Below are 22,450 nucleotides of genomic sequence, written 5' to 3'. Positions count from 1 at the left end.
TCCGTCAGTCGCTGGCGGGCCCTAGCTTTACGACAAACCCATCCAGCCTCTGCTCGTCAGATAGTTGCGTGCGCAGGCGATTGGCCTCGGCACGTTCGCTGAAGGGGCCGACGAATACGCGATACAGGCCCAGGGATGTCTGGATATAGGCATCGAAGCCCTCTGCGGTCAGCTTGTCCCGAAGCGCTGTCGCATTATCGCGATTCCTCAGGCTTGCCAGTTGTACGGCCCATCCGCTCCGCGCAGCCGCAGGCTCCGCAGAGCGGGCCGGTGGCGGTGGGCTGAAGGCTGGCGCTGCCGGTTGCGTTGCGGGTGCAACGCTGCGGCGCTCGGGCTCGCTGGAACGCAGGTCGATGGCGGGCGCCGGCTGGCCCTGTCCGTCGAAGAGCCTTTCGGGTGTCGCGGGCAGGATGCTCGGGCTGCCGGAATCGGTCTCGATGACCCGTATGTCGCTGTATTTCTTTCCGGACAGCGCCGCCAGTCCTGCGCGGTCGCGGATGACGGTTGGCCGCAGGAACACCATCAGATTGCGTTTGACGTGGGTTTCCTGGGTCGAGCGAAACAGTGCGCCCAGCAGCGGAATGTCACCCAGCAGCGGCACCTTGGAATTGGTCTGGGTCACGTCGTCCTGAATCAGCCCGCCGAGCACGATCACCTGGCCGTCTTCGGCAAGAATGGTGCTCTTGATCGAGCGCTTGTTGGTGACCAGATCGACCGCCTGCGCCGTCAGGCTGGCGCTGGGGGCGATGGATGAGATTTCCTGTTCGATCTGCAGGCGCAGCGTGGCGCCCTCGTTGATATGCGGGGTGACCTTGAGCGTGACGCCGATATCCTGCCGCTCGATGGTGGTGAAGGGGTTGTTCGCTCCGGAGGCGTCGGTGGTGTAGCTGCCCGTCTGGAAGGGGACGTTCTGGCCGACGAGGATTTCCGCCTCCTGGTTGTCCAGCGTCAGCAGGCTTGGGGTGGAGAGCAGGTTGCTTTTGCTGTTGGCCGACAGCGCGGTGATCAGCGCGCCGAAGCTGCGTGTGCCGATGCCGATGATGGCGCCGTCGGGCAGGTTGCTGGGAATCTCGTTGTCGTTGATCGCATTGAGCACGCGCCCGATGGAGAGCCCGGTGTTGCCGAAGCTGACGCCGCCGGCGCCGCCCGTGCCGCCGCGTGCATCCACCGCCCACTGTACGCCGAGGGCGTCGGTGATGTCGCCGGAGACCTCGACGATGGCCGCTTCGACCATGACCTGCGCGCGCGGAATGTCGAGCTGGCGGACGATGGACTCGAGCATGCCGAGCAGCTCCGGTTCGGCCAGCATCACCAGCGCATTGAGGCTTTCATCGGCGCGAATGAGGGTGTTCTGGATGCGTCCACTGGTCATCTCGCCTTCTGCGGGCGCGGCGAGGCTTTCAGAGAAGTCACCGAGGGTTTCCGCCAGCGCCTTCGCATCATTGTGACGCAGGCGGATCACCCGTGTGTTGGCCGAGCGGGTGCTGGGTGTGTCCAGTGTCTGCGCCAGGCTGGCGAGCTTCTGCCGGGCCTGTTCCGGGCCGGTAAAGACCAGCCGGTTGGTGCGTGAGTCCGCGATGATCTGCGCGCCCGCCGTATCCTGGGCCTCGCCGCGCGCCAGGGTGTTGCGCAGCACTTCGGCAATGTCCGTAGCCCAGCCGTATTGCAGGTCGACAATGCTGTGTTCGCCGCTCTGGGCGCGATCCAGTTGGCGAATCAGCTCTTCCAGACGGGCAATGTTCGCGCTGCGGTCGCTGATGATCAGTGCATTGGCGGAGCTGACGGCCGCCAGATGGCCGTATTGCGGAACCAGGGGACGTATCAGCGGTAACAATTCCGCTGCGGAGGAGTGCTGCACCTGGATGACGCGGGTTTCCAGCAGGTCGCCACCGCTTGGCCCGCCGCCCGCTTCGGTCTTGGCCTCGGCATTGGGCAGGATGCGCGCCACGTTGCCCTGGGTCAGCACGCTGTAGCCGTGCGTGGCCATCACCGAAAGAAACAGCTGGTAGACCTCGGCCAGCGACAGCGTGGTCGATGACACCACGCTGACCTGCCCTCTGACACGCGGATCGACAATGAACGTTTGTCCGGTGAGTTGGCTGATATGGTCCACGAAGGCGCGAATATCGGCGTCCTTGAGGTTGATCGTCCAGCCATCCTGCTGTGCTTCGGCAGCCTCGATGCCGGGCTCGGCGGCCAGCGACGGCAGGGGCGCGCAGAGCAGCCCGGCGGCGATCAATGCGATGAGCGAGCGAGAGGAAAAAGGCGGCATCAGTTCAGTCATCTTCCGTGGAGAGTTGATCGGCGGGCGCGTTCTCTGTCGGTGTGGCAACGCCTTCCATCTGCTGGCGAAGGGAATCCAGCAACTGCGCTTGCGGATCCGGTTGCTCCACTGGCATGGCCTCTTCACTGTAGTCCGTCATGGCGGAGGCGGAGCGCGTGCTGGGGAAATGCAAGCTCTCGATTCGACCCTCGCGCAGCACCTCGATCCTGTCTGGATGAACGCTGTGCAGACTCAGGCCGGGTTCAAGTTCTTCGCCGATCCTGTAGAGCTGCGGTGGCTGGCCCGCCCGCTGGATGATGGCTGTGGAGCGCTGAGGGTCGGCATGCACGAAGCTGCCATGCAGGGCGAGTTCGGAGCCGGAAAAGGTGCTGGTGTGGGCCTGTTCGGCTGGTGCTCCGAACAGGCTTTCCATACGCTGGATATCCGGCGCGACGCCTGCTGGCTGGCTGTTGCCGGCGACCGGTGCGGGTGGTGTGCGTTCAAGCTGCAGCCAGTCATTGATGCGGCCTGCGAGGTAGAGGCCGAACAGCACGACGATAACCGCGCTCGCGATCAGCGGCGCGTGCCGGTTTGCCTTGTGCAGTGCCGTAGGGAAAGCCAAGCCGGGCGCTCCGTAAGCCGGATTGTGACAACCCATGCCAGGCAGCCGGGTGCGAGACCGCGCTGACGCTGGAAGAGGCGTGCGGGCATTGCTGGCAATCGAGAGCGAATAGAGGGAACGCTGAAGGTGCTGGCCATGCCAGTGCAACTGACTGTTTTTCCGGCAAAAGGTGCCCGATACAGGGTGAATCCCGGCGGTGATTGCAAAAGGCCGTTGTTTTGAATAAAAAAAACGGTCGGGCTGTTGACTTGGTTCGGGTGGATGCGTACATTGCGCGCCTCACAAGGTGATAGCCAGTTGCAACAGCTGACTGGTCTTGTGAAACGGACGCAAGTCCGACCGACGCGCAGCGGTAGTTCAGTCGGTTAGAATACCGGCCTGTCACGCCGGGGGTCGCGGGTTCGAGTCCCGTCCGCTGCGCCATATTCGCTTTCTCACGCAAGTGTTGGAAGCTACGAAAAAAGCGACCTTCGGGTCGCTTTTTTCGTTTTCCACTTCCCCCATTCATTCCTCTCTGCCTTCGACGGATCGGCGCCTGCGACGCACCCTTGCCGTTTTCCGCTGTCAGTAATGCCTAGATGGCTCACTGACGAGGGGGATGGCAATGTTTGGTTTGGAAGCGCTTGAGCTTGCGCGTGTCCAGTTCGCGTTCACCATTTCCTTTCACATCATTTTTCCGGCGATCACCATCGGGCTGGCGAGTTTTCTCGCCGTGCTGGAGGGGTTGTGGCTCAAGACCCGGCGTGAGGTGTACCGCGACCTCTATCACTTCTGGCTGAAGATTTTTGCCGTCAACTTCGGTATGGGTGTGGTGTCCGGCATCGTCATGGCGTACCAGTTCGGAACCAACTGGAGTGCTTTTTCGGAGTTCGCCGGCAGTGTGACCGGGCCGCTGCTGGCGTATGAAGTGCTGACGGCGTTCTTTCTCGAAGCAGGTTTTCTGGGTGTCATGCTGTTCGGCTGGAATCGCGTGGGGCCGGGACTGCATTTCTTTTCCACGGTGATGGTGGCGGTCGGGACGCTGATCTCCACCTTCTGGATTCTGGCCTCCAACAGCTGGATGCATACGCCGCAGGGGCACGAGATCATTGATGGCATCGTGGTGCCGGTGGACTGGTTCGCGATCATCTTCAACCCCTCGTTTCCGTATCGCCTGACGCACATGGCGATTGCCGCGTTCCTCGCCACGGCCTTCATGGTGGGCGCTTCGGCGGCCTGGCATCTGTTGCGTGGCAACGACAACCCGGCCATCCGCAAGATGCTCTCGATGGCGATGTGGATGGCGCTGATCGTGGCACCGATTCAGGCCTTGGTCGGCGATTTCCACGGCCTCAATACGCTGGAGCACCAGCCGGCGAAGATCGCTGCGATGGAGGGGCACTGGGATAACTCCTCGGGTGAGCCGACCCCCCTGTTGCTGTTTGGCTGGCCGGACATGGAGCGGGAAGAGACCCGCTTCAAGGTGGAGATTCCTTACCTGGGCAGCCTGATTCTCAAACACAGCCTGACCGAGCCGATTCCTGCCCTGAAGGATTTTCCTCCCGAAGACCGGCCCAATTCGACCATCGTGTTCTGGACGTTCCGGATCATGGTCGCGCTGGGTCTGTTGATGATCGTGACCGGCGTGTGGAGCTTCTGGCTACGGCGGCGCGGCAGGCTGTTCGAGTCGCGACCCTTCCTGCGGTTGGCGCTGTACATGGGGCCGTCCGGGCTTATCGCGATACTGGCCGGCTGGTTCACCACCGAGATCGGGCGACAGCCCTGGGTGATCTATGGGCTGATGCGCACTGCCGATGGCGTTTCCAGCCACAGTGCCGAACAGCTGGGACTGACGCTGGCGCTGTTCGTGCTGATCTACTTCGCGGTGTTTGGCGTCGGTTTCGTCTATGTGCTGCGCCTGATCGGCAAGGGGCCGGTGCCACACCAAGGCAAGAGCACGGGCACTGGCGGACCGGGTGAACAACGCACACCGGCCAGGCCTATCTCGGCTGCGGATGAGGCGATTGGCCATGAGCAGGGCGACCAACTGGGCGAGAGGAATTGAGCATGGGTATCGATCTTTCGCTGATCTGGGCCGTGATCATCATCTTCGGCATCATGATGTACGTGGTGATGGATGGCTTCGACCTGGGCATCGGCATTCTTTTTCCCTTTCTGGCCGACAGCTCCGAACGCGATGTGGCCATGAATACCGTGGCGCCGGTCTGGGACGGTAACGAAACCTGGCTGGTACTTGGTGGGGCGGGGCTGTTCGCGGCCTTCCCGCTGGCTTACTCGGTGGTGTTGTCGGCGCTCTACCTGCCGATCATCTTCATGCTCATGGGGCTGATCTTTCGCGGGGTCGCCTTCGAGTTCCGTTTCAAGGCGAGTGCCGCCCGCCAGCATGTCTGGGACAAGGCATTTGTCGGTGGCTCGCTGGTGGCGACGTTCTTTCAGGGGGTCGCGCTGGGAGCCTTCATTCACGGTTTTCCGGTCGTGGATCGCGCCTATGCCGGCGGCCCGCTGGACTGGCTGACGCCGTTCTCGGTGTTCTGCGGCATTGCGCTGATCGTCGCCTACGCCTTGCTGGGCTGTACCTGGTTGATCATGAAGACCGCCGGTGACCTGCAGAAGCGCATGCACGATATCGGCATTCCGCTGGTCTGGGCGGTGCTGGCCGTGACCGGGGTGGTGAGCCTGTGGACGCCCCTGACGCATCCAGACATCGCCGAGCGCTGGTTCAGCATGCCGAACCTGATCTTCTTCATGCCGGTGCCGATCCTGGTGCTGCTCTGTACCTTCGGGCTGCTGCGCTCTATCGCGCGCTACGCTCACTATTCGCCGTTCCTGTACACCCTGGCGCTGATCTTCCTGGGCTACAGCGGGCTTGGCATCAGCCTCTGGCCGAACATCATCCCGCCCTCGGTGAGCATCTGGGAAGCCGCCGCGCCGCCCCAGAGCCAGGGCTTCACGCTGGTGGGGGCGTTGCTGATCATTCCGCTGATCCTGATGTACACCGCATGGAGCTATTACGTGTTTCGCGGCAAGGTCAGCGCCGAGGATGGCTATCACTGATCTGCCTCGTGATGGAGCCTCGTATGTCTGAAAAGCCCCCGAAGAGTGCAAAGCCGCTATGGCAGCGCATGGCCTGGCTGGTAACGATCTGGTGCGCCAGTGTGCTGGCGCTGGGTGTGCTGGCCTGGTTGCTGCGTCAGTTCATGACGGCTGCCGGGCTGACTGCGCCGTGAGCGAATCATGTTTCTGTCATGAAGGTTGGTCAGGATGGCATGGACCTTGTTAGTACCAAGACGACCAACTTGGAGGAATCCACTATGGATGATTATCTTGACGAACTTCTCGAATGGCACGCGGCTGAGCAGGATGGGCCGGAGCCGGCTGAGGATGCCTTCGAGCTGTGAGTTCACTCGGCGCGCCGCTGTGTGCGTCGATAGTCACCGGGCGTCTGCCCGCTCCAGCGCTTGAAGGCGCGCTGGAAGGCTTCGGCTGAAGAGAAGCCGAGCAACCAGGCGATTTCGCCGAATGCCAGTTCGGTATCGCGAATGTAGGCCATCGCCAGGTCGCGGCGGGTGTCGTTGAGAATGGCGCGGTAGCTGCTGCCTTCCTCGGTCAGCCGGCGGCGCAGCGTCCAGGGCGGCAATTGCAGGCGCTGGGCGATCTGCTGCAGATCCGGCTCCTGTCCCTTGAGCATCTGCGCCAGCATCTGTGCGACTCGCTCGCGCAGGCTGGTGGTGCGGGTGCGTTGCTCCAGGGCCGCTTCGCACAGCTCCAGCAGCTGCTGCCAGGTGCCGGGGCAGTGTTCCGGGTTGCGTCGGGCGAGGGCAGCCTTGTCCAGCCGCAGCTGGTTGTGTTCGCTGGCGAAGAGCACGGGCTGCGCGAAAAAGGCCTCGTGGCGGGCGGCGTAATCGGGGCGCTCGAACTCGATCTGTACCGCACTCGGCTGCAGCGGGCAGTCTGCCACAGCACTCAGCTGGGTGATCCAACTGGCCAGTACGGTATCCACCACGAAGCGGTTGTAGCTGTTGTAGGGGCTGATGGAATAGAAGCGCAGCCAGGCACCTTCGGCATCCTCGTGTAACTCCGATGCGCCGCGATAGTTGGAGGCATACAGCAGCTCGTAGCGGATCAGGGCTCGCGCCGCTTCACGCACGGTGGGTGCCTGGGTCGCGGCGATGCCGGCCAGCCCCAGGTGGCCGGCCTTGCGCAGTCGGCCCATTTCCAGTCCCAGCGCCGGGTCGCCGGTCAGTTGCATGGCGGCATGACCGAGGCGCATGTAGCGCGGGATGGATAGCCGCGCATGAGGCTCGGCCAGCCGTGCGGGGTCCAGGCCATAGGCTTCCAGCAATGGCCGCGGGTCGATCTGCCTTTCCCGTAGGGCGCTGTCCAGGCTATGCACGAAACCCACCGAGAGATCGCCGAGGCGTATGCGTGGCTGCTTCATGGCCGCTCCGGCAGCCAGAGGTTGTGCAACTGGACCGGCTCGCCAGAGGTACGCTGTGCCGGCTTTCGCGGTGAACCGAGCAGGTTCCAGGGCAGCCCAAGGGTGCGCACGGCCATGCGCGGCAGGTTCGTATCCTGCGGTTCTAGGGGCACGCAGGCGTTCGCTTCCCGCTCATCGACGCCCGGCAGGGCGAGCAGTTCGGTGGTGGCGGGCAGGCTGCGCGTGTAGCCGTCGCAACCGAGCAGTACCGCCAGGCGCCCCGCCGGGGTATGCAGCAGCGTGACCTCCTGGCTTTCGGGGGCCTGGCTGTAGCGGCGTTCATAACGGCTGAGGGCCGTCTTGTAGTGCAGTGGCCCGATGGGCTCGCCAGCAGGCGTAAAGACCAGGCTGACCTGCCGCAGCGGGCCTGTACCGGCCTTCAGTCGGCCCGCTTGCAGCTGGGGTTCGGGCAGCACGATGGAGCCGGCCACCAGCGTTACACCGTATTCCCTTGCCAGACCGGCGAAGATGCGCTGGTAGTCCTCGGCCATCTGTGGCGCCTTGATACGCAACACCGCTTCGGTGCGGCGATCTTCGCTGGTGTTGTCGAACAGGGCACGCAAGTAGTCCCAGGGATTGCTCAGGGCCATCCATTGCATCGCGTCGCGCAGGGTTCGTGCCTGCTGGACTTCGGGTTTTTCACCCAGGGCGAACAGACCCGTGCCCACATGCTCGGGCAGTACGACGATGGTCCGGGGGCCGAGCAGGCCGGCGTCGCGGGCCTGATCGAGGTAGGTGGCGAACTTCATATGCAGGCGTTCGCGGCTCTGGTAATCGGCGGGCAGCAGACGGGTTTCGATCCCCAGCAGGTTGCCCGCTGCTCCCGGCAGCCCCTGGCTGCTGATCGGCAGGGTGCGCAGGTCCGATAACAGCGGCCCGCTGCGCCGGTCGTCAGTCCAGTTCAGATAGACCATCAGCGCGGCTAAGGCGAGTACGGTCAGGATAAGCAGCTTGGTACGCAGACGCATTGGATCAGGGCTTTTCAGTGAAGGGGATACGGCGAGCCTAGGCACTTGCCTGGCGATTGCCAAGCCTTCCGGCTCGATTGGGTCAGGCAGTTGTCAGTTTCGATCATTGAGCCTGTGGCTGTGGCTGTTTATCTTCGCTGCATGGCGACCATGCCCCGAGAGTCTGGCGCCCAACCGTTGGCTTCTGGCACGAGAGCACGTGCCCTTGATGAGGAATGAACATGAGTGCCTTCCCGCACCTGCTGGCCCCGCTGGACCTGGGCTTCACCACGCTGCGCAACCGCGTTCTGATGGGCTCGATGCACACCGGCCTCGAGGAAATGCCCAATGGCTTCGAGCGCATGGCGGCGTTTTTTGCCGAGCGCGCGCGGGGTGGTGTCGGCCTCATCGTCACTGGCGGCGTTGGCCCCAACGAGGAAGGTTCGGTCCGGGCCGGCGCGGCCAAACTCTCCACCCCGCAGGAGGCCGAAGAACACAGGGTCGTTACCCAGGCGGTACACGAAGCCGGCGGCAAGATTTGTCTGCAGATTCTTCATGCCGGTCGCTACGCCTACAGCCCCAAGCTCGTCGCGCCCAGTGCCATCCAGGCGCCGATCAACCCCTTCAAGCCGCGCGAGCTGGACGAGGCGGGTATCGAGAAGCAGATCCAGGACTTCGTCAATTGCGCCAGCCTGGCGAAGGAGGCCGGCTATGACGGCGTCGAGATCATGGGCTCGGAAGGCTACTTCATCAACCAGTTCCTGGTCGTCCACACCAACCATCGCACCGACCGCTGGGGCGGTAGCTACGAGAACCGCATGCGCCTGCCGCTGGAAATCGTGCGCCGCGTGCGTGAAGCGGTAGGCCCCGAGTTCATCATCATCTATCGCCTGTCGATGCTCGATCTGGTGGAAACCGGTAGCACTTGGGATGAGGTGGTGGTGCTGGCCAAGGCCATCGAGCAGGCCGGCGCGACCATCATCAACACCGGTATCGGCTGGCATGAGGCGCGTATCCCGACCATCGCCACCAAGGTGCCGCGCGCGGCATTCACCAAGGTGACGGCCAGGCTGCGTGGCGAGGTCGGCATTCCGCTGATCACCACCAACCGCATCAATACCCCGGAAGTCGCCGAGCAGGTGCTGGCCGAAGGCGATGCCGACATGGTGTCCATGGCACGGCCCTTCCTTGCCGACCCGGAGTTTGTCAACAAGGCCGCCGCCGGTCGCAGCGATGCCATCAACACCTGCATCGGCTGCAACCAGGCCTGCCTGGATCACACCTTCAGCGGCAAGCTGACCAGCTGCCTGGTCAACCCCCGCGCCTGTCATGAAACCGAGCTGAACTACATCCCTGTCGCTGCAGCGAAGAAGATCGCCGTCGTCGGCGCTGGCCCGGCCGGGCTGTCGGCGGCCAGTGTCGCTGCCGAACGTGGCCATCAGGTGACCCTGTTCGACTCGGCCAGCGAGATCGGCGGCCAGTTCAATGTCGCCAAGCGTGTGCCGGGCAAGGAAGAGTTCTTCGAGACCCTGCGCTATTTCGACGGCAAGCTCGAGCGATCCGGCGTCGATCTGCGCCTGAACACCCGCGTCGGCGCAGGTGATCTGCTGGCCGGCGGCTACGACGAAATCATCCTCGCCACCGGCATCGTGCCGCGCACACCGGAGATACCGGGTATCGGGCATCCGAAGGTGATCAGCTACCTCGATGCGATTCTCCAGCGCAAGCCCGTGGGCCAGCGCGTGGCGGTGATCGGCGCCGGTGGTATCGGTTTCGATGTCAGCGAATTCATCACCCACGATGGCCAGTCCACCAGCCTGGACCGTGAGGCGTTCTGGAAGGAGTGGGGGATCGACCTGGGCCTGCAGGCCCGGGGCGGCGTTGCGGGCGTCAAGCCGATGCTGCAGGCTCCGGCGCGTCAGGTATATCTGCTGCAGCGCAAGAAATCCAAGGTTGGCAGCGGCTTGGGCAAGACCACCGGCTGGATTCACCGCACCGGACTGAAAAACAAGCAGGTACAGATGATCAACTCGGTGGAGTACCTGAAGATCGATGACGAGGGCCTGCATATTTCCATCGCCGGTGGCGAACCGCAGGTATTGCCGGTGGACACCGTCATTGTCTGCGCCGGCCAGGACCCCTTGCGTGAGCTGCAGGCCGAGCTTGAGCAGGGCGGCCTCAAGGTGCATTTGATCGGCGGTGCGGATGTCGCCGCAGAACTGGATGCCAAGCGTGCGATCGACCAGGGCTCGCGTCTGGCCGCTGCCTTGTAGAAGCCACTTCAAGCCACGAGCTTCATGCCTGCGCGGCCTTCAATCGAAGGCGGCAGGCACTGGTTTGCCGGTTGTTGGCAGGCTGGCATCCCGATTCGATCACAGTTTGTGACCGTCCATCTGCCGGCAGCCCCCGTTGCCCGGGTGCCTGCCAACCCAGTCACATTGCCGGTTGCGGCTTTTCCCCTACACTTGTCGGGCATGGGATGGCGACCGTACGCAGTCGCTGCCTCACATATTCACTGCCCCACCGAGCTGTTGAGGATGCCAAGCATGCAGAACAAACCGCAGACGGTCGAAGCCGTTCTGTTCTTCAACGATGCCGGTGTCTGCAAGGAAATGCTCTATCCCGAATTCGAGGCCATGCTCGATGGTGTGGTGACCATGCCCGAATTCGCCGACCAGCAGATGCGTGTCGTCTATGCGCTGGTCAATGCACGCCTGCAGATACGCGCGGCAGTGTTCTTTTATCTCGATTTCAACGAAGACGGTTCGGCGGACAGTGGCTGGAACATTCCACTGCGCAGCCTGGCCGAGCGCACCGGGCGCGGGCCGGACCTGGGTGCCGGGCCGATTCGCCTGGCCTGTCGCAGCCAGTGTCCGGTTGCCTGGCACCAGATGCACCTGTGGGACCCCGAACTGACTCAGGCGCGAAATCATCTGCTCATGCTGCGTGATCGCATCAGGCGCAACCAGCTGGGTTTGCTGGTCGAGGAGGAAACACCGCAGGCGGTTGCCGCCGAGCGCCTGCAGGTGGTCGCCGAGGAAACCTGGTACGCCGCAGATTCCGCCAAGGTGCGGCGGGACGAAAAACTCGAACAGGAACAGCGCCTCAAGGCTGCGCAACTGATCAAGCAGCAGCGGTTGCGTATCGCCAGCCTCGAACGCCAGCGTGAAATGGAACTCGGCAAGCTGCGTGAGCTGGCCGTTCAGCAGCAAGGCAAGCTGCAGCAGGAAAACGCCCGGTTGCGCCATGACCTGCTCGAACAGGAACAGGTCGTCGCCCGCCTGCGTGCGGAACTCGCGGCGCAGGCCGAGGGTTTCCAGAGTACGCGTGAGGAAATGAGCCGACAATTGCGCGCTCTGGAGCGCAACAGTCGGGCTGAAGCCGAGGATGCGCGGATGCAGTTCGACAGCGAGATGCAGGCTCAGGTGGCGGCAGCCGTGGCCGAGGCTCAGGAACAGATCGCCATACGCGATGTCGAACTGGCCTATCGCAATGAGCTCGATGCCCAGTTGCAGGAAGAAATCGAACAGTTGCGCAAGCTATGCCAGACGCTCACCGAAAGCGGCAGCGAGCGGGTGCTGGCGCGGCTGTCGAAGCTTGGTGTGCTGTTCGTCGCCTATCATCCGGGCGCCGGTCACCTGACCATCCCGCTGCAGGATCTGACGCGTTATCAGCACAGTCCGCTGGCCTATGCCGCCGCCAAGTGTGGTGTCTCAGAGGAGCAGTACCGCCAGTGGGTGGAGCATTATCAGCAGCCGAGCTGCGTGGCGATGCTACCAAGCGGCGAGCGTTGCAACATGCCGCTGGACAAGGTGGATTCGCCCAGCCGCTTTGCCATCGGCGAGTCCAACTGCTGCGCCAGGCATCGCTCGCAGGAGCGCTTGCGTACCGGTAGCTGAGTCTTGTTATCCATACCATCCCTTGCCGATTTCCCTGATGCGCCACTGCAGCCAGTCGAGCTGCCCTGGCTGCATCAAGCGGGCGTGCAACTGGCCATTCTGCGTCTGGACCAGATCGACCCGGAGCTTTCCGGCAACAAGTGGTTCAAGCTTGCCCATCATCTGAAGGCGGCGCGTGACGCCGGCGCGTGCGGCCTGATCAGCCTCGGCGGGCCTCACTCCAATCACCTGCATGCCCTGGCTGCCGCTGGCAAGCGCTTCGGTCTGGCTACGGTCGGCCTGTTGCGCGGCACTGCGCAGACGACTCCGACTATCGATGATCTGCAAGGCTTCGGCATGCAGCTGCACTGGCTGGGGTATGGCGGTTATCGCGAGCGTCACCGGTCTGACTTTTTCGAACCCTGGCTGGAGCGCTACCCCGGTTACTACTGTGTGCCCGAAGGCGGCGGCGGGTTGTCCGGCGCCCTGGGCTGCACGCCGCTGGTGTCTTATGTACAGAAGCAGCTGATGGCGCTGGGCTGGGATGACTATGACGGCTGGTGGCTTGCTGCGGGCACCGGCACGACTCTGGCCGGGCTGGTGATCGGTGAACAGGGACGGGGCGAGCATCCGGTTCACGGTGCTCTGGCGGGGCCTGCTGCGCACGGTGTTGCAGAGGAAGTCGGCAGGCTGCTGGGCGACGCGGGGATGACGAATCACGGCTACCGGCTGATCGATGCGAGTCGCGGCGGCTTCGGGTGTTTTGATGCGGAACTTGCGCACTTCATGACCGAAACCGAACACGCGACCGGCCTGCCGCTGGAGCCGGTCTATACGGCGAAAGCGATGATGGCGTTACGCCGTTGCGTGCTGGACGATTACTTCGCCAGGGGGGCGCGAATCATCTTCGTGCACACCGGTGGCCTGCAGGGCCGGAGGGCCGCTCAGGCATCGCTGGACAAGCTGTTGCGCTGATCTGAAAACCCCATGGCTGTGCCGGGCGCAGCGGTCGGGTCTCAGCCCAGCACCCAGCCCATGATCCCGCCGGCCAGTACCACCAGCCAGGGCGGTAGCTTCCAGAGCATCAGCGCCGCCAGGGCGATCAGGCCCAGGGTAAAGTCCTTCAGGCCGTGAATGGCGCTGGTCCAGACCGGATCGTAGAGGGCCGCCAATAGTAAGCCGACGACCGCGGCATTCACGCCGGCCAGGGCCGCCTGTATGCGCCGGTTGGCGCGCAGCCGCTCCCAGAATGGCATGACGCCGAAGACCAGCAGGAATGAAGGCACGAAGATGGCGAAGAGGCACAGGGCTGCGTTCAGCACAGGTCCGTTGCCGCCAGCCATGGAGCCGCCGAGGAAGGCCGAAAAGGTGAATAAGGGACCCGGTACGGCCTGGGCCGCACCATAACCGGCGAGGAAGACGTCATTGCCGACCCAGCCACTGGGTACCACTTCGGCCTGCAGCAGCGGCAGCACCACGTGACCGCCACCGAACACCAGCGCGCCGGCGCGGTAGAAGGCATCCAGCAGAGCCAGTGCCTGGCTGCTCGAAGCGGCGGCCAGCATGGGCAGGACAGCCAGCAGAGCAAAGAACGAAGCCAGCGCCATTACGCCGATCAGGTTGCGGGTACGCGGCTGCAAGGGTGTGGCGGTGACGGGCGCTGCGGGACGAAACAGCATCAGGCCGATGAGTCCGGCCAGGGCGATCACGCCCAGCTGTGCCCATGCACCGGGCAGGGCAAGAATTGCGAGGGCGGCGATCAGCGCCATCGCGATACGCAGAGCGTCTGTGCAGAGGCTGCGTGCCATGCCCCATACCGCCTGGGCCACGACCGCCACCGCGACGATCTTCAGGCCGTGCAGGACGCCTTGCGGCAGGCCATTGCCCCAGCTGGCGATGCCCAGTGCGAACAATAGAAGCGCTATTGCCGAGGGTAGGGTGAAACCGGCCCAGGCGGCTATGGAACCACCGTAACCGCCGCGCAGCAGGCCGATGGCGATGCCCACCTGGCTGCTGGATGGGCCGGGCAGGAACTGGCAGAGCGCGACCAGATCGGCATAGTTGCGTTCGTCGAGCCATTGGCGGCGGTGGACTAACTCCTCGCGAAAATAGCCAATATGGGCAACCGGGCCACCAAAGGAGGTCAGGCCCAGGCGCAGGAAGACCAGAAAGATGCTCCAGGCGCTTGAAGAGTGAAGGCTGTGCGAGGTGTTGGTGAGCGGGGGCATCTGTAGACCGGTGCAGTGGCAGGTGTCCAGTATGCAACAGGCAGATGACAGGCGTATTTGGGCCAGTTCAATCAGGCCAGTCATCAGGTACCAGAAACAGGCGCTCCCGCTCAGTCCAGTACGCCTCGGCATTGACTTCGAGGCGCACCAGCAGCCAGGGCTGCGAGCGGGTCGGGGTGGCATTGACCCAGTTGTCGAAGTCCGACGGCTGCCAGACCGCAGCGCTCTCCAGATGTGCCGGCGCCAGCCAGGCATGGCGAGGCAGCGGCTGCCAGCGTGTTTCCTGATCGCGCTGCGGGTGGTTGCGGGCAAAATCGGGCCAGTCGCGCTGGCGCAACCAGCGCCCGCTCAGGTGCGTGGTATTGGCGCCTACGGGTGAGACCCGGACTTCGCCACAGGGCTGGAACAGATAACCGCCGAGCCAGAACGCACTGTCGATTGCGCAACAGGTGAGCTCGCTGAGGATGCTGCGGGCGCAGGGGGTGGAGCACAGCTGCAGTTGATGCGCGCAGAGGCGCTGCAGCTTGATGGACAGCCGATCATGGCTGCCGGGGCCGAGCCAGTGTTCGTGTCGGCTGCGGTCGCTGTTTTCCAGCCCCAGGTAGAACTTCACCGCCAGTTCCAGATGATGCACACCTTCGGCGTCGCGGAAGATCAGGTCGAGTTCGCCAAGCGTCTGGCCGTCCTGGCGGATCGGCAGGTTGGCGCCCAGCAATTCGATATCTGGCGCCTGGCTCAGCGCGAATTGCCAGAGGCGCTCGTAATACAGCCCCAGCCGACGATTGCTGCGCTGTTCGAGCCAGGCGTACAGCACCGCCGGCTGAGCGTCCAGCAGGTGCAGCCAGCCGGCCAGCTCATCGGGATTGCTGGCCCAGCGGCTGGCCGTCAGCGGATGTCGCTGCGGTGCAGGCGTGTTGCTCAGCAGCGGTGGTGAGAGCAGCGTCCAGGCGAGATCCCGCACCTGCGGGTGCAAGAGTCCGGGCAGCAGTTCGGCAAGGCTGGGCAGGTTCATGCAGCAAGCATAGCCCAGGGTGGGTCGATGCTCCGGCGCACGCAATCGGCAGATAGACTCTGGGTCCGTTTGCCGCCCCTTGCGCCTTTCACCCATAATCGTTCACCGCACTGCGGCGCGAGCAGCCCGCCACCACCCGCCACCTCTGTCCGTCAGGGAGCCTCAATGGATCAGTTCCGCAATATCGGCATCATCGGCCGCCTGGGCAGCTCCCAGGTGCTGGATACCATCCGCCGGCTGAAGAAATTTCTCGTGGAGCGCCATCTGCACGTGATTCTCGAAGAGAACATTGCCGAGGTGCTGCCGGGGCACGGCATGCAGACTTCCTCACGGCAGCGGCTGGGCGAATCCTGCGACCTGGTGATTGTGGTGGGCGGCGACGGCAGCCTGCTCGGTGCGGCGCGGGCCATGGCCAAGCATCGCGTGCCGGTGCTGGGAATCAACCGGGGCAGCCTGGGCTTTCTCACCGATATCCGTCCTGACGAGCTGGAAGAGAAGGTGGCCGAAGTGCTCAGCGGGCAGTACACGCTGGAGAACCGCTTCCTGCTGGAAGCCCAGGTGCGACGCTTCGAGGAGTCCATCGGCGAGGGCGATGCGCTCAATGACGTGGTGCTGCATCCGGGCAAGTCGACTCGGATGATCGAATTCGAACTGTATATCGACGGTCAGTTCGTCTGCTCGCAGAAGGCCGACGGCCTGATCGTCGCGACGCCCACCGGCTCCACGGCCTACTCGCTTTCCGCTGGCGGGCCGATCATGCATCCGCGCCTGGATGCCATCGTCATCGTGCCGATGTATCCGCATACGCTGTCCAGTCGGCCCATCGTGGTCGATGGCAACAGCGAGCTGAAGATCGTGGTGTCGCCGAACATGCAGATCTACCCGCAGGTCTCCTGTGATGGGCAGAACCATTTCACCTGTGCCCCCGGTGACACCGTGACGGTGCGCAAGAAGCCGCAGAAGCTGCACTTGATCCACCCGCTGGGCCACAACTACTACGAGGTCTGCCGCACCAAACTGGGCTGGGGCAGTCGCCTCGGTGGAGGCGAATAGTGATTGTCGATCCGGACCGTAGCTACGACCTGATCGGGGACGTACACGGTTGCGCCCGTACCCTGGCGCGCCTGCTCGATCAGCTCGGCTATCGGCAGCAAGGCGGTATCTGGCGGCACAGGCGTCGGCAGGTGATCTTTCTCGGCGACATCATCGACCGTGGCCCGCGCATCCGTGAGGCATTGCATCTGGTGCATGGCATGGTCGAGGGGGGGCAGGCCCATTGCATCATGGGCAATCATGAGTTCAACGCGCTGGGCTGGTATGCCGAGGCGCCAGCGGAAAGCGGCCAGAAATTCGTGCGTGAACACACGCCGCGCTATGCCATGCTGCTGCAACAGACCTTCGAGCAGTTCGAGCGTTATCCAGAAGAGTGGCAGGCTTTTCGCGAGTGGTTCATGGAGTTGCCGTTGTTCCTGCACAGCGAGCGCTTCCGCGTGGTGCATGCATGCTGGGACAACGCGGTGATCGATCAGCTGCGCCAGCGCCTGCCGCAGGGCCGGATCGATGCCGAGTTTCTGCGGGAGGCGGCCTTCTCCAAGGGGTTCGCCGCCAAGGCGCTGGATCGCCTGTTGCGCGGCACCGACATGCCGCTGCCGGAGGGCCTGACACTGACCAGCGCCGAGGGCTTTACGCGCAATTTCTTTCGCACCAAGTTCTGGGAAGAAAATCCCAAGACCTATGGCGACATTGTCTTCCAGCCCGATGGCCTGCCGGAAAAGGCGGCCTGTCTGCCACTCAGCGAGAGTCAGAAGAGCCGCCTGTTTCTCTATGGCCCCGATGAGCCGCTGCTGTTCGTCGGTCACTACTGGCGCAGCGGGCAGCCGGCGCCGATCCGTCACAACCTGGCCTGCCTGGACTACAGCGCGGTGAAGAACGACAAGCTGGTGGCTTATCGGCTCGATCAGGAAACCCTGCTCGATCCGGCGAAATTCTTCTGGGTGAACGTGGAGCGCTAGATGTCCGCAGTCGAGGCCTTGCGCCTGCCGTTGTCGGTTGATTTGAGCGGTTTCGTCGCGCTGCTGCGACGGCTGCAGGTGCCGTGTCGCGTCAGCGAAGAAGCGGGCGAGCAGGTGCTGCGCGTGCCGGCGGAAACCGCCGAGCAGGTGCGCGAGTTGTACCAGCGTTATCCCCAGGGCGATCAGACCGTGGTGCTCGAACAGCCGCCAAGCCGGCGCGGTGGCTTCGTTGCGAGCCTGCGCCGCAGCCCTCTGACCGCGGCGATGCTACTGCTCACGCTGGTGGCGGCGGCGGTGACGATGCTGGGCGACAACTTCGCTGCCATCCGTTGGCTCAATTTCAGCGATTTTCATATCGAGGGCGAGTACGCCTATTTCGCCACCCTGGAACAGACCCTGGCGACGCATCAGTGGTGGCGGCTGATCACACCGATCTTCGTCCACTTCGGCTTTCTGCATCTGGCGATGAACTCGATGTGGTACTGGGAGCTGGGACGGCGCATCGAGTATCGCCAGGGCGCGCTGATGCTGCTCGGGCTGACGCTGCTCTTCGCGCTGGTGTCCAACACCAGCCAGTATGTGTTCGGCGGCCCCGGCATCTTCGGCGGCCTGTCCGGCGTGCTTTATGGGCTGCTGGGCCATTGCTGGCTGTTCCAGAAACTGGCACCGGACGAAGCCTACCGTCTGCCTTCGGGCGTGGTGGTGCTGATGCTGATCTGGCTGGTGGTGTGCCTGACCGGAGCCATCGAGGTGCTCAGCTTCGGTACTCTGGCCATCGCCAATGCGGCGCATGTCGGTGGGCTGGTAGCGGGTTGCGTCACCGGCATCATCGGCGGCTTGCTGACGCGTAAATAAAACGATGCTGGCATCCACCGTCGTGCGCTTCCGTAGGTCGAATTAGCCGAAGGCGTAATCCGACGATCCGCAGGCGTAATCCGACGATGCGTGGCACAAATCCTTGCGAACGACCTCGACCCCGCCTGCTAAAGCATGACCCGACGGCCTGGCTTCCAGCTTCCGGCTGCCAGTTCCGCTAGAATGCCCATTTTCACCGGGAGCAGGCCATGTCGTCCTTTATCGAAGCCATCGAAAACATCACCCCCGAAATCTATGAAAACCTCAAGCTTGCCGTCGAACTGGGCAAGTGGGGCGATGGGCGCAAGCTGACCGTCGAGCAGAAGGAAACCTGCCTGGCGGCAATGATCGCCTGGGAAATGCAGAACCTTCCCGAAGAGCAGCGCACCGGCTACCTGGGTGGCCAGGAGTGCGGCTCCAAGAGCAAGAACAAGGCGCCCATCGACACCAGCCTGTTCGCCCCCGCTTCAGGGACCCGTCACTGATGGTTGAATTGGGACGCGGCGCACTGAGCAAGATGTCCGTGCAGCTCGAAACCGGCGTGCCGGCGCAGTACGCCTTTCGCCTGAACGACGAACAGGTGCCGGTCAATCCTCTGCTCGGCAAGGCCCTGCGACTGGAATATCTCGGCGCGATCAACTGCACCCATTGCGGGCGCAAGACCAACAAGAGCTTCAGCCAGGGCTACTGCTACCCCTGTTTCAAGAAGCTGCCGCAGTGCGACGTCTGCATCATGAGCCCGGAAAAGTGCCATCATGATTTCGGCACCTGCCGCGACCCGCAGTGGGGCATGGACTTCTGCATGACCGACCATGTGGTCTACCTGGCCAATTCGTCCGGCATCAAGGTGGGCATCACCCGCGCCACGCAGTTGCCAACCCGCTGGCTCGACCAGGGCGCCAGCCAGGCGCTGCCGATCATGCGCGTTGCCACGCGCCAGCAGTCGGGTCTGGTGGAAGACCTGCTGCGTAGCCAGGTCGCCGACCGCACCAACTGGCGTGCGCTGCTCAAGGGTGATGCCGAGGCGATGGATCTGGTGCAGACCCGCGAGAACATTTTCGATGCCTGTGCCGAGGGTTTGCAGGCGTTGCAGCAGCGCTTCGGTCTGCAGGCGATCCAGCCAGTGGCCGATGCCGAAGTCGTTGAGATCCGTTATCCGGTGGACGCCTATCCGACCAAGATCGTCAGCCTGGACCTGGAGAAGACTCCGATGGTCGAGGGCACGCTCAAGGGCATCAAGGGTCAATATCTGATCCTCGATACCGGCGTGATCAACATCCGCAAGTTCACCGCTTATCAGTTAGCCATCAGCTGCACGGCATAAGCTGCAAGCTGACGCAATCCTACTTGCAGCCTGAAGCTCGCCGCTTGCCGCTGCCCAGAAGAGGTCCAACCCATGCGTACCGAACAACCGAAAGTCATTCATCTCAAGGATTATCAGGTACCGGCGTACCTGATCGATGAAACCCACCTGACCTTCGAGCTGTATGAGGACCGTACTCTGGTGCATGCCCAGTTGGTGATGCGCCGCAACCCGGAAGCCGGTGCCGGCTTGCCGCCGCTGGAGCTGCATGGTCAGGATCTGGAGCTGCTGTCGCTGTCGCTCAACGACCGTCAGCTGGAGGCGGGCGATTATCAGATCGGCGAAGAAAGCCTGACGCTGCAACCCGACAGTGAACAGTTCACCCTCGACAGCAGCGTGGTCATCCACCCGGAAACCAATACCGCGCTGGAGGGCCTCTACAAATCCGGCAAGATGTTCTGCACCCAGTGCGAGGCCGAGGGCTTTCGCAAGATCACCTGGTACCTCGACCGCCCGGACGTGATGAGCATCTTCACCACCACGGTCAGCGCCGACAAGCAGCGCTATCCGATCCTGCTGTCCAACGGCAACCCGATTGCCAGCGGCAGCGAAGACGATGGCCGCCACTGGGCGACCTGGGAAGACCCGTTCAAGAAGCCGGCCTATCTGTTTGCGCTGGTGGCTGGCGATCTCTGGTGCGTCGAGGACAGCTTCACCACCCTGAGCGGGCGTGACGTGGCGCTGCGCATTTATGTCGAGCCGGAAAACATCGACAAGTGCCAGCACGCCATGGACAGCCTGAAGAAGTCGATGAAATGGGACGAGGAGGCCTATGGTCGTGAATACGATCTGGACATCTTCATGATCGTCGCCGTCAACGACTTCAACATGGGGGCGATGGAAAACAAGGGCCTCAACATCTTCAACTCCAGCGCCGTGCTGGCCCGCGCCGAAACCGCCACCGACGCCGCGCACCAGCGTGTCGAAGCCATCGTTGCCCACGAGTACTTCCACAACTGGTCGGGCAACCGCGTGACCTGCCGCGACTGGTTCCAGCTGTCGCTCAAGGAAGGCTTCACCGTCCTGCGCGATGCACAGTTCAGCGCCGACATGAACTCGGCGACCGTCAAGCGCATCGAGGACGTGGCCTACCTGCGCACCCACCAATTCGCCGAAGATGCCGGCCCCATGGCCCATTCGGTGCGCCCCGAATCCTTCATGGAAATTTCCAACTTCTACACCCTGACCGTCTACGAGAAGGGCGCGGAAGTGGTGCGCATGATCCAGACGCTGCTGGGCAAGGAAGGCTTCCGCAAGGGCTGCGACCTGTATTTCGAGCGTCACGATGGCCAGGCGGTGACGGTGGATGACTTCGTCAAGGCCATGGAAGACGCCAACGGCGCCGACCTCAGCCAGTTCAAGCGCTGGTACAGCCAGGCCGGCACGCCGCGCCTGACGGTCAGCGAGCGTTATGACGAGGCCGCGCACACCTACACCCTGAACTTCCGCCAGAGCTGCCCGCCGACACCCGGCCAGGACAGCAAGGAACCCTTCGTCATTCCGGTGGGACTGGGTCTGCTGTCCGCCGACGGTTCCGAGATGCCGCTGCGCCTGCACGGCGAGGCTGCACCGGTCGGCACCAGCCGTGTGCTGGCCGTGACCGAAGCCGAGCAGAGCTTCACGTTCGTCGATATCGCCGAGCGCCCGCTGCCGTCGCTGCTGCGCGACTTCTCGGCCCCGGTGAAGCTGGAGTTTCCCTACAGCCGCGACCAGCTGATGTTCCTCATGCAGCATGATTCCGACGGCTTCAACCGCTGGGAGGCCGGCCAGCAACTGTCGGTGCAGGTGCTGCAGGAACTGATCGGCCAGCATCAGCGCGGCGAGCCGCTGGCGATGGACGAGCGCCTGACCGGGGCGTTGCGCAGCCTGCTGCAGGACGAAACCCTCGACCCGGCGATGGTGGCCGAAATGCTCTCGCTGCCCAGCGAAGCCTATCTCACCGAAATCAGCGAAGTGGCCGATGTCGACGCCATCCACGCCGCACGCGAATTCGCCCGGCGCGAACTGGGCAGCCGACTGTTCGAGCCGCTCTACCAGCGCTACATGACTCATCGCGAAGTATCGCGGCAGACGCCCTACGTAGCCTCGGCGGAACACTTCGCCCGCCGCGCGCTGCAGAACATCGCGCTGGCCTACCTGATGTTCAGCGAGCGTTCGGACATCCTCTCGCTGTGCTTGGACCAGTTCGACACCGCCGACAACATGACCGAGCGCCTGTCGGCGCTGGCCTCGCTGATCAACTCGCCGTTCGAAGAGAAGCGCGCGCTGGCGCTGCAGACCTTCGCCGAGCACTTCAAGGACAACCCGCTGGTGATGGACCAGTGGTTCAGCGTGCAGGCGGCCAGTCCGTTGCCCGGCGGCCTGGAGCGCGTGCAGGCGCTGATGCAGCATCCGGCCTTCACCCTGAAGAACCCCAACAAGGTACGCGCGCTGATCGGCGCCTTCGCCGGCCAGAACCTGGTCAACTTCCACCGCGCCGATGGCAGCGGCTACCGCTTCCTGGCCGATCAGGTCATCACGCTGAATGCCATGAACCCGCAAATCGCCTCGCGCCTGCTCGGGCCGCTGACCCGCTGGCGCAAGTACGACAGCAGCCGCCAGGCGCTGATGAAGGCCGAACTGGAGCGCATCCTGGCCTCCGGCGAGCTGTCCAGCGATGTCTATGAAGTGGTGAGCAAGAGCCTGGCTTGAGGTATCGAGCCGGCTTTTCCAGAAGCCAGTGGATCATGGCGATGGCTTGCGCAGCATCGCCAGCCGGTGGGTTTCTGGAGCCGGCACCGTCAACCTGATCCG

At 63.5% G+C, this 22,450-nt stretch carries 19 protein-coding genes and 1 tRNA gene; 14 read left to right on the top strand and 6 right to left on the bottom strand.

The annotated features are described in order from the left end of the window. Window positions 1-4: 4 nt before the first annotated feature. Both gspD and ACYCFC_RS09375 read right to left on the bottom strand, forming a co-directional pair. The gene (gspD, locus tag ACYCFC_RS09380) at window positions 5-2,272 is read right to left on the bottom strand and encodes a type II secretion system secretin GspD (protein WP_459653783.1); all 2,268 of its coding nucleotides are present in this window, start codon (window positions 2,270-2,272) and stop codon (window positions 5-7) included. 4 nt (window positions 2,273-2,276) lie between these two features. Beyond that, the gene (locus tag ACYCFC_RS09375; protein ID WP_459653782.1) at window positions 2,277-2,885 is read right to left on the bottom strand and encodes a type II secretion system protein N; all 609 of its coding nucleotides are present in this window, start codon (window positions 2,883-2,885) and stop codon (window positions 2,277-2,279) included. Window positions 2,886-3,231: 346 nt separating this feature from the next. Here ACYCFC_RS09375 and ACYCFC_RS09370 point away from each other — a divergent pair. From ACYCFC_RS09370 to ACYCFC_RS09350, 5 genes are all read left to right on the top strand, one after another. After that, window positions 3,232-3,308, top strand: a tRNA-Asp gene (locus tag ACYCFC_RS09370). Window positions 3,309-3,489: 181 nt separating this feature from the next. Then, window positions 3,490-4,929, top strand: a complete 1,440-nt coding sequence (locus ACYCFC_RS09365) for a cytochrome ubiquinol oxidase subunit I (protein WP_459653781.1) — start codon at window positions 3,490-3,492, stop codon at window positions 4,927-4,929. Window positions 4,930-4,931: 2 nt separating this feature from the next. Next, window positions 4,932-5,939, top strand: coding sequence for a cytochrome d ubiquinol oxidase subunit II (cydB, locus tag ACYCFC_RS09360; RefSeq protein ID WP_181086515.1), 1,008 nt, complete (start codon window positions 4,932-4,934; stop codon window positions 5,937-5,939). A gap of 23 nt (window positions 5,940-5,962) precedes the next feature. Continuing rightward, complete coding sequence (locus ACYCFC_RS09355; RefSeq protein WP_459653780.1) at window positions 5,963-6,112, top strand: DUF2474 domain-containing protein; 150 nt, start codon at window positions 5,963-5,965, stop codon at window positions 6,110-6,112. Window positions 6,113-6,130: 18 nt separating this feature from the next. Beyond that, entirely contained in the window at window positions 6,131-6,283 is a 153-nt protein-coding gene (locus tag ACYCFC_RS09350; protein ID WP_181086534.1) for a hypothetical protein, read from the top strand. Between the two features lie 2 nt (window positions 6,284-6,285). On the opposite strand, the gene ACYCFC_RS09345 is transcribed toward ACYCFC_RS09350, so the two are convergent. Further along, window positions 6,286-7,323 carry an AraC family transcriptional regulator gene (locus ACYCFC_RS09345; protein WP_459653779.1) on the bottom strand — a complete coding sequence of 346 codons (1,038 nt, stop codon included), beginning with the start codon at window positions 7,321-7,323 and terminating at the stop codon, window positions 6,286-6,288. Next, window positions 7,320-8,330: a carbon-nitrogen hydrolase family protein gene (locus ACYCFC_RS09340; protein WP_459653778.1), complete on the bottom strand. Its 1,011-nt coding sequence runs from the start codon at window positions 8,328-8,330 to the stop codon at window positions 7,320-7,322. Before ACYCFC_RS09340 ends, ACYCFC_RS09345 begins: the two co-directional genes overlap by 4 nt. 221 nt (window positions 8,331-8,551) lie before the next feature. On the opposite strand from ACYCFC_RS09340, the gene ACYCFC_RS09335 reads away from it, so the two are divergent. The 3 genes from ACYCFC_RS09335 to ACYCFC_RS09325 all read left to right on the top strand — a co-directional run bounded on the left by ACYCFC_RS09335 (window position 8,552) and on the right by ACYCFC_RS09325 (window position 13,162). Continuing rightward, a complete protein-coding gene (locus ACYCFC_RS09335) occupies window positions 8,552-10,582 on the top strand; it encodes an oxidoreductase (RefSeq protein WP_459653777.1) in 2,031 nt (676 codons plus the stop codon). A 273-nt stretch (window positions 10,583-10,855) separates the two neighbouring features. After that, a complete protein-coding gene (locus ACYCFC_RS09330; protein ID WP_459653776.1) occupies window positions 10,856-12,208 on the top strand; it encodes a chromosome partitioning protein ParA in 1,353 nt (450 codons plus the stop codon). Window positions 12,209-12,211: 3 nt separating this feature from the next. Beyond that, window positions 12,212-13,162 carry a 1-aminocyclopropane-1-carboxylate deaminase/D-cysteine desulfhydrase gene (locus ACYCFC_RS09325; protein ID WP_459653775.1) on the top strand — a complete coding sequence of 317 codons (951 nt, stop codon included), beginning with the start codon at window positions 12,212-12,214 and terminating at the stop codon, window positions 13,160-13,162. A gap of 41 nt (window positions 13,163-13,203) precedes the next feature. On the opposite strand, the gene chrA is transcribed toward ACYCFC_RS09325, so the two are convergent. Beyond that, a complete protein-coding gene (gene chrA, locus ACYCFC_RS09320; protein ID WP_459653774.1) occupies window positions 13,204-14,415 on the bottom strand; it encodes a chromate efflux transporter in 1,212 nt (403 codons plus the stop codon). 67 nt (window positions 14,416-14,482) lie between these two features. Next, entirely contained in the window at window positions 14,483-15,427 is a 945-nt protein-coding gene (locus ACYCFC_RS09315) for a DUF1853 family protein (protein WP_459653773.1), read from the bottom strand. A 165-nt stretch (window positions 15,428-15,592) separates the two neighbouring features. Here ACYCFC_RS09315 and ACYCFC_RS09310 point away from each other — a divergent pair, with 165 nt between their 5' ends. The 6 genes from ACYCFC_RS09310 to pepN all read left to right on the top strand — a co-directional run bounded on the left by ACYCFC_RS09310 (window position 15,593) and on the right by pepN (window position 22,348). Then, window positions 15,593-16,480 (top strand): NAD(+) kinase, encoded by an 888-nt coding sequence (locus ACYCFC_RS09310; RefSeq protein ID WP_181086524.1) that lies wholly within the window; start codon window positions 15,593-15,595, stop codon window positions 16,478-16,480. Further along, a complete protein-coding gene (locus tag ACYCFC_RS09305; RefSeq protein ID WP_181086525.1) occupies window positions 16,480-17,439 on the top strand; it encodes a metallophosphoesterase in 960 nt (319 codons plus the stop codon). Before ACYCFC_RS09310 ends, ACYCFC_RS09305 begins: the two co-directional genes overlap by 1 nt. Then, window positions 17,440-18,294, top strand: a complete 855-nt coding sequence (locus tag ACYCFC_RS09300) for a rhomboid family intramembrane serine protease (protein ID WP_181086526.1) — start codon at window positions 17,440-17,442, stop codon at window positions 18,292-18,294. 209 nt (window positions 18,295-18,503) lie between these two features. Continuing rightward, the gene (locus tag ACYCFC_RS09295) at window positions 18,504-18,779 is read left to right on the top strand and encodes a YeaC family protein (protein ID WP_181086527.1); all 276 of its coding nucleotides are present in this window, start codon (window positions 18,504-18,506) and stop codon (window positions 18,777-18,779) included. Then, window positions 18,779-19,618 (top strand): DUF2797 domain-containing protein, encoded by an 840-nt coding sequence (locus ACYCFC_RS09290; protein WP_459653772.1) that lies wholly within the window; start codon window positions 18,779-18,781, stop codon window positions 19,616-19,618. The genes ACYCFC_RS09295 and ACYCFC_RS09290 overlap by 1 nt, the downstream gene beginning before the upstream one ends. Window positions 19,619-19,690: 72 nt before the next feature. Continuing rightward, complete coding sequence (pepN, locus tag ACYCFC_RS09285) at window positions 19,691-22,348, top strand: aminopeptidase N (protein ID WP_459653771.1); 2,658 nt, start codon at window positions 19,691-19,693, stop codon at window positions 22,346-22,348. Window positions 22,349-22,450: the final 102 nt, after the last annotated feature.

This window comes from Stutzerimonas sp. NM35 (assembly GCF_054604355.1).
Note: the sequence above shows the minus strand (reverse complement) of the source record. Positions and strands in the feature narration are given on the sequence as shown.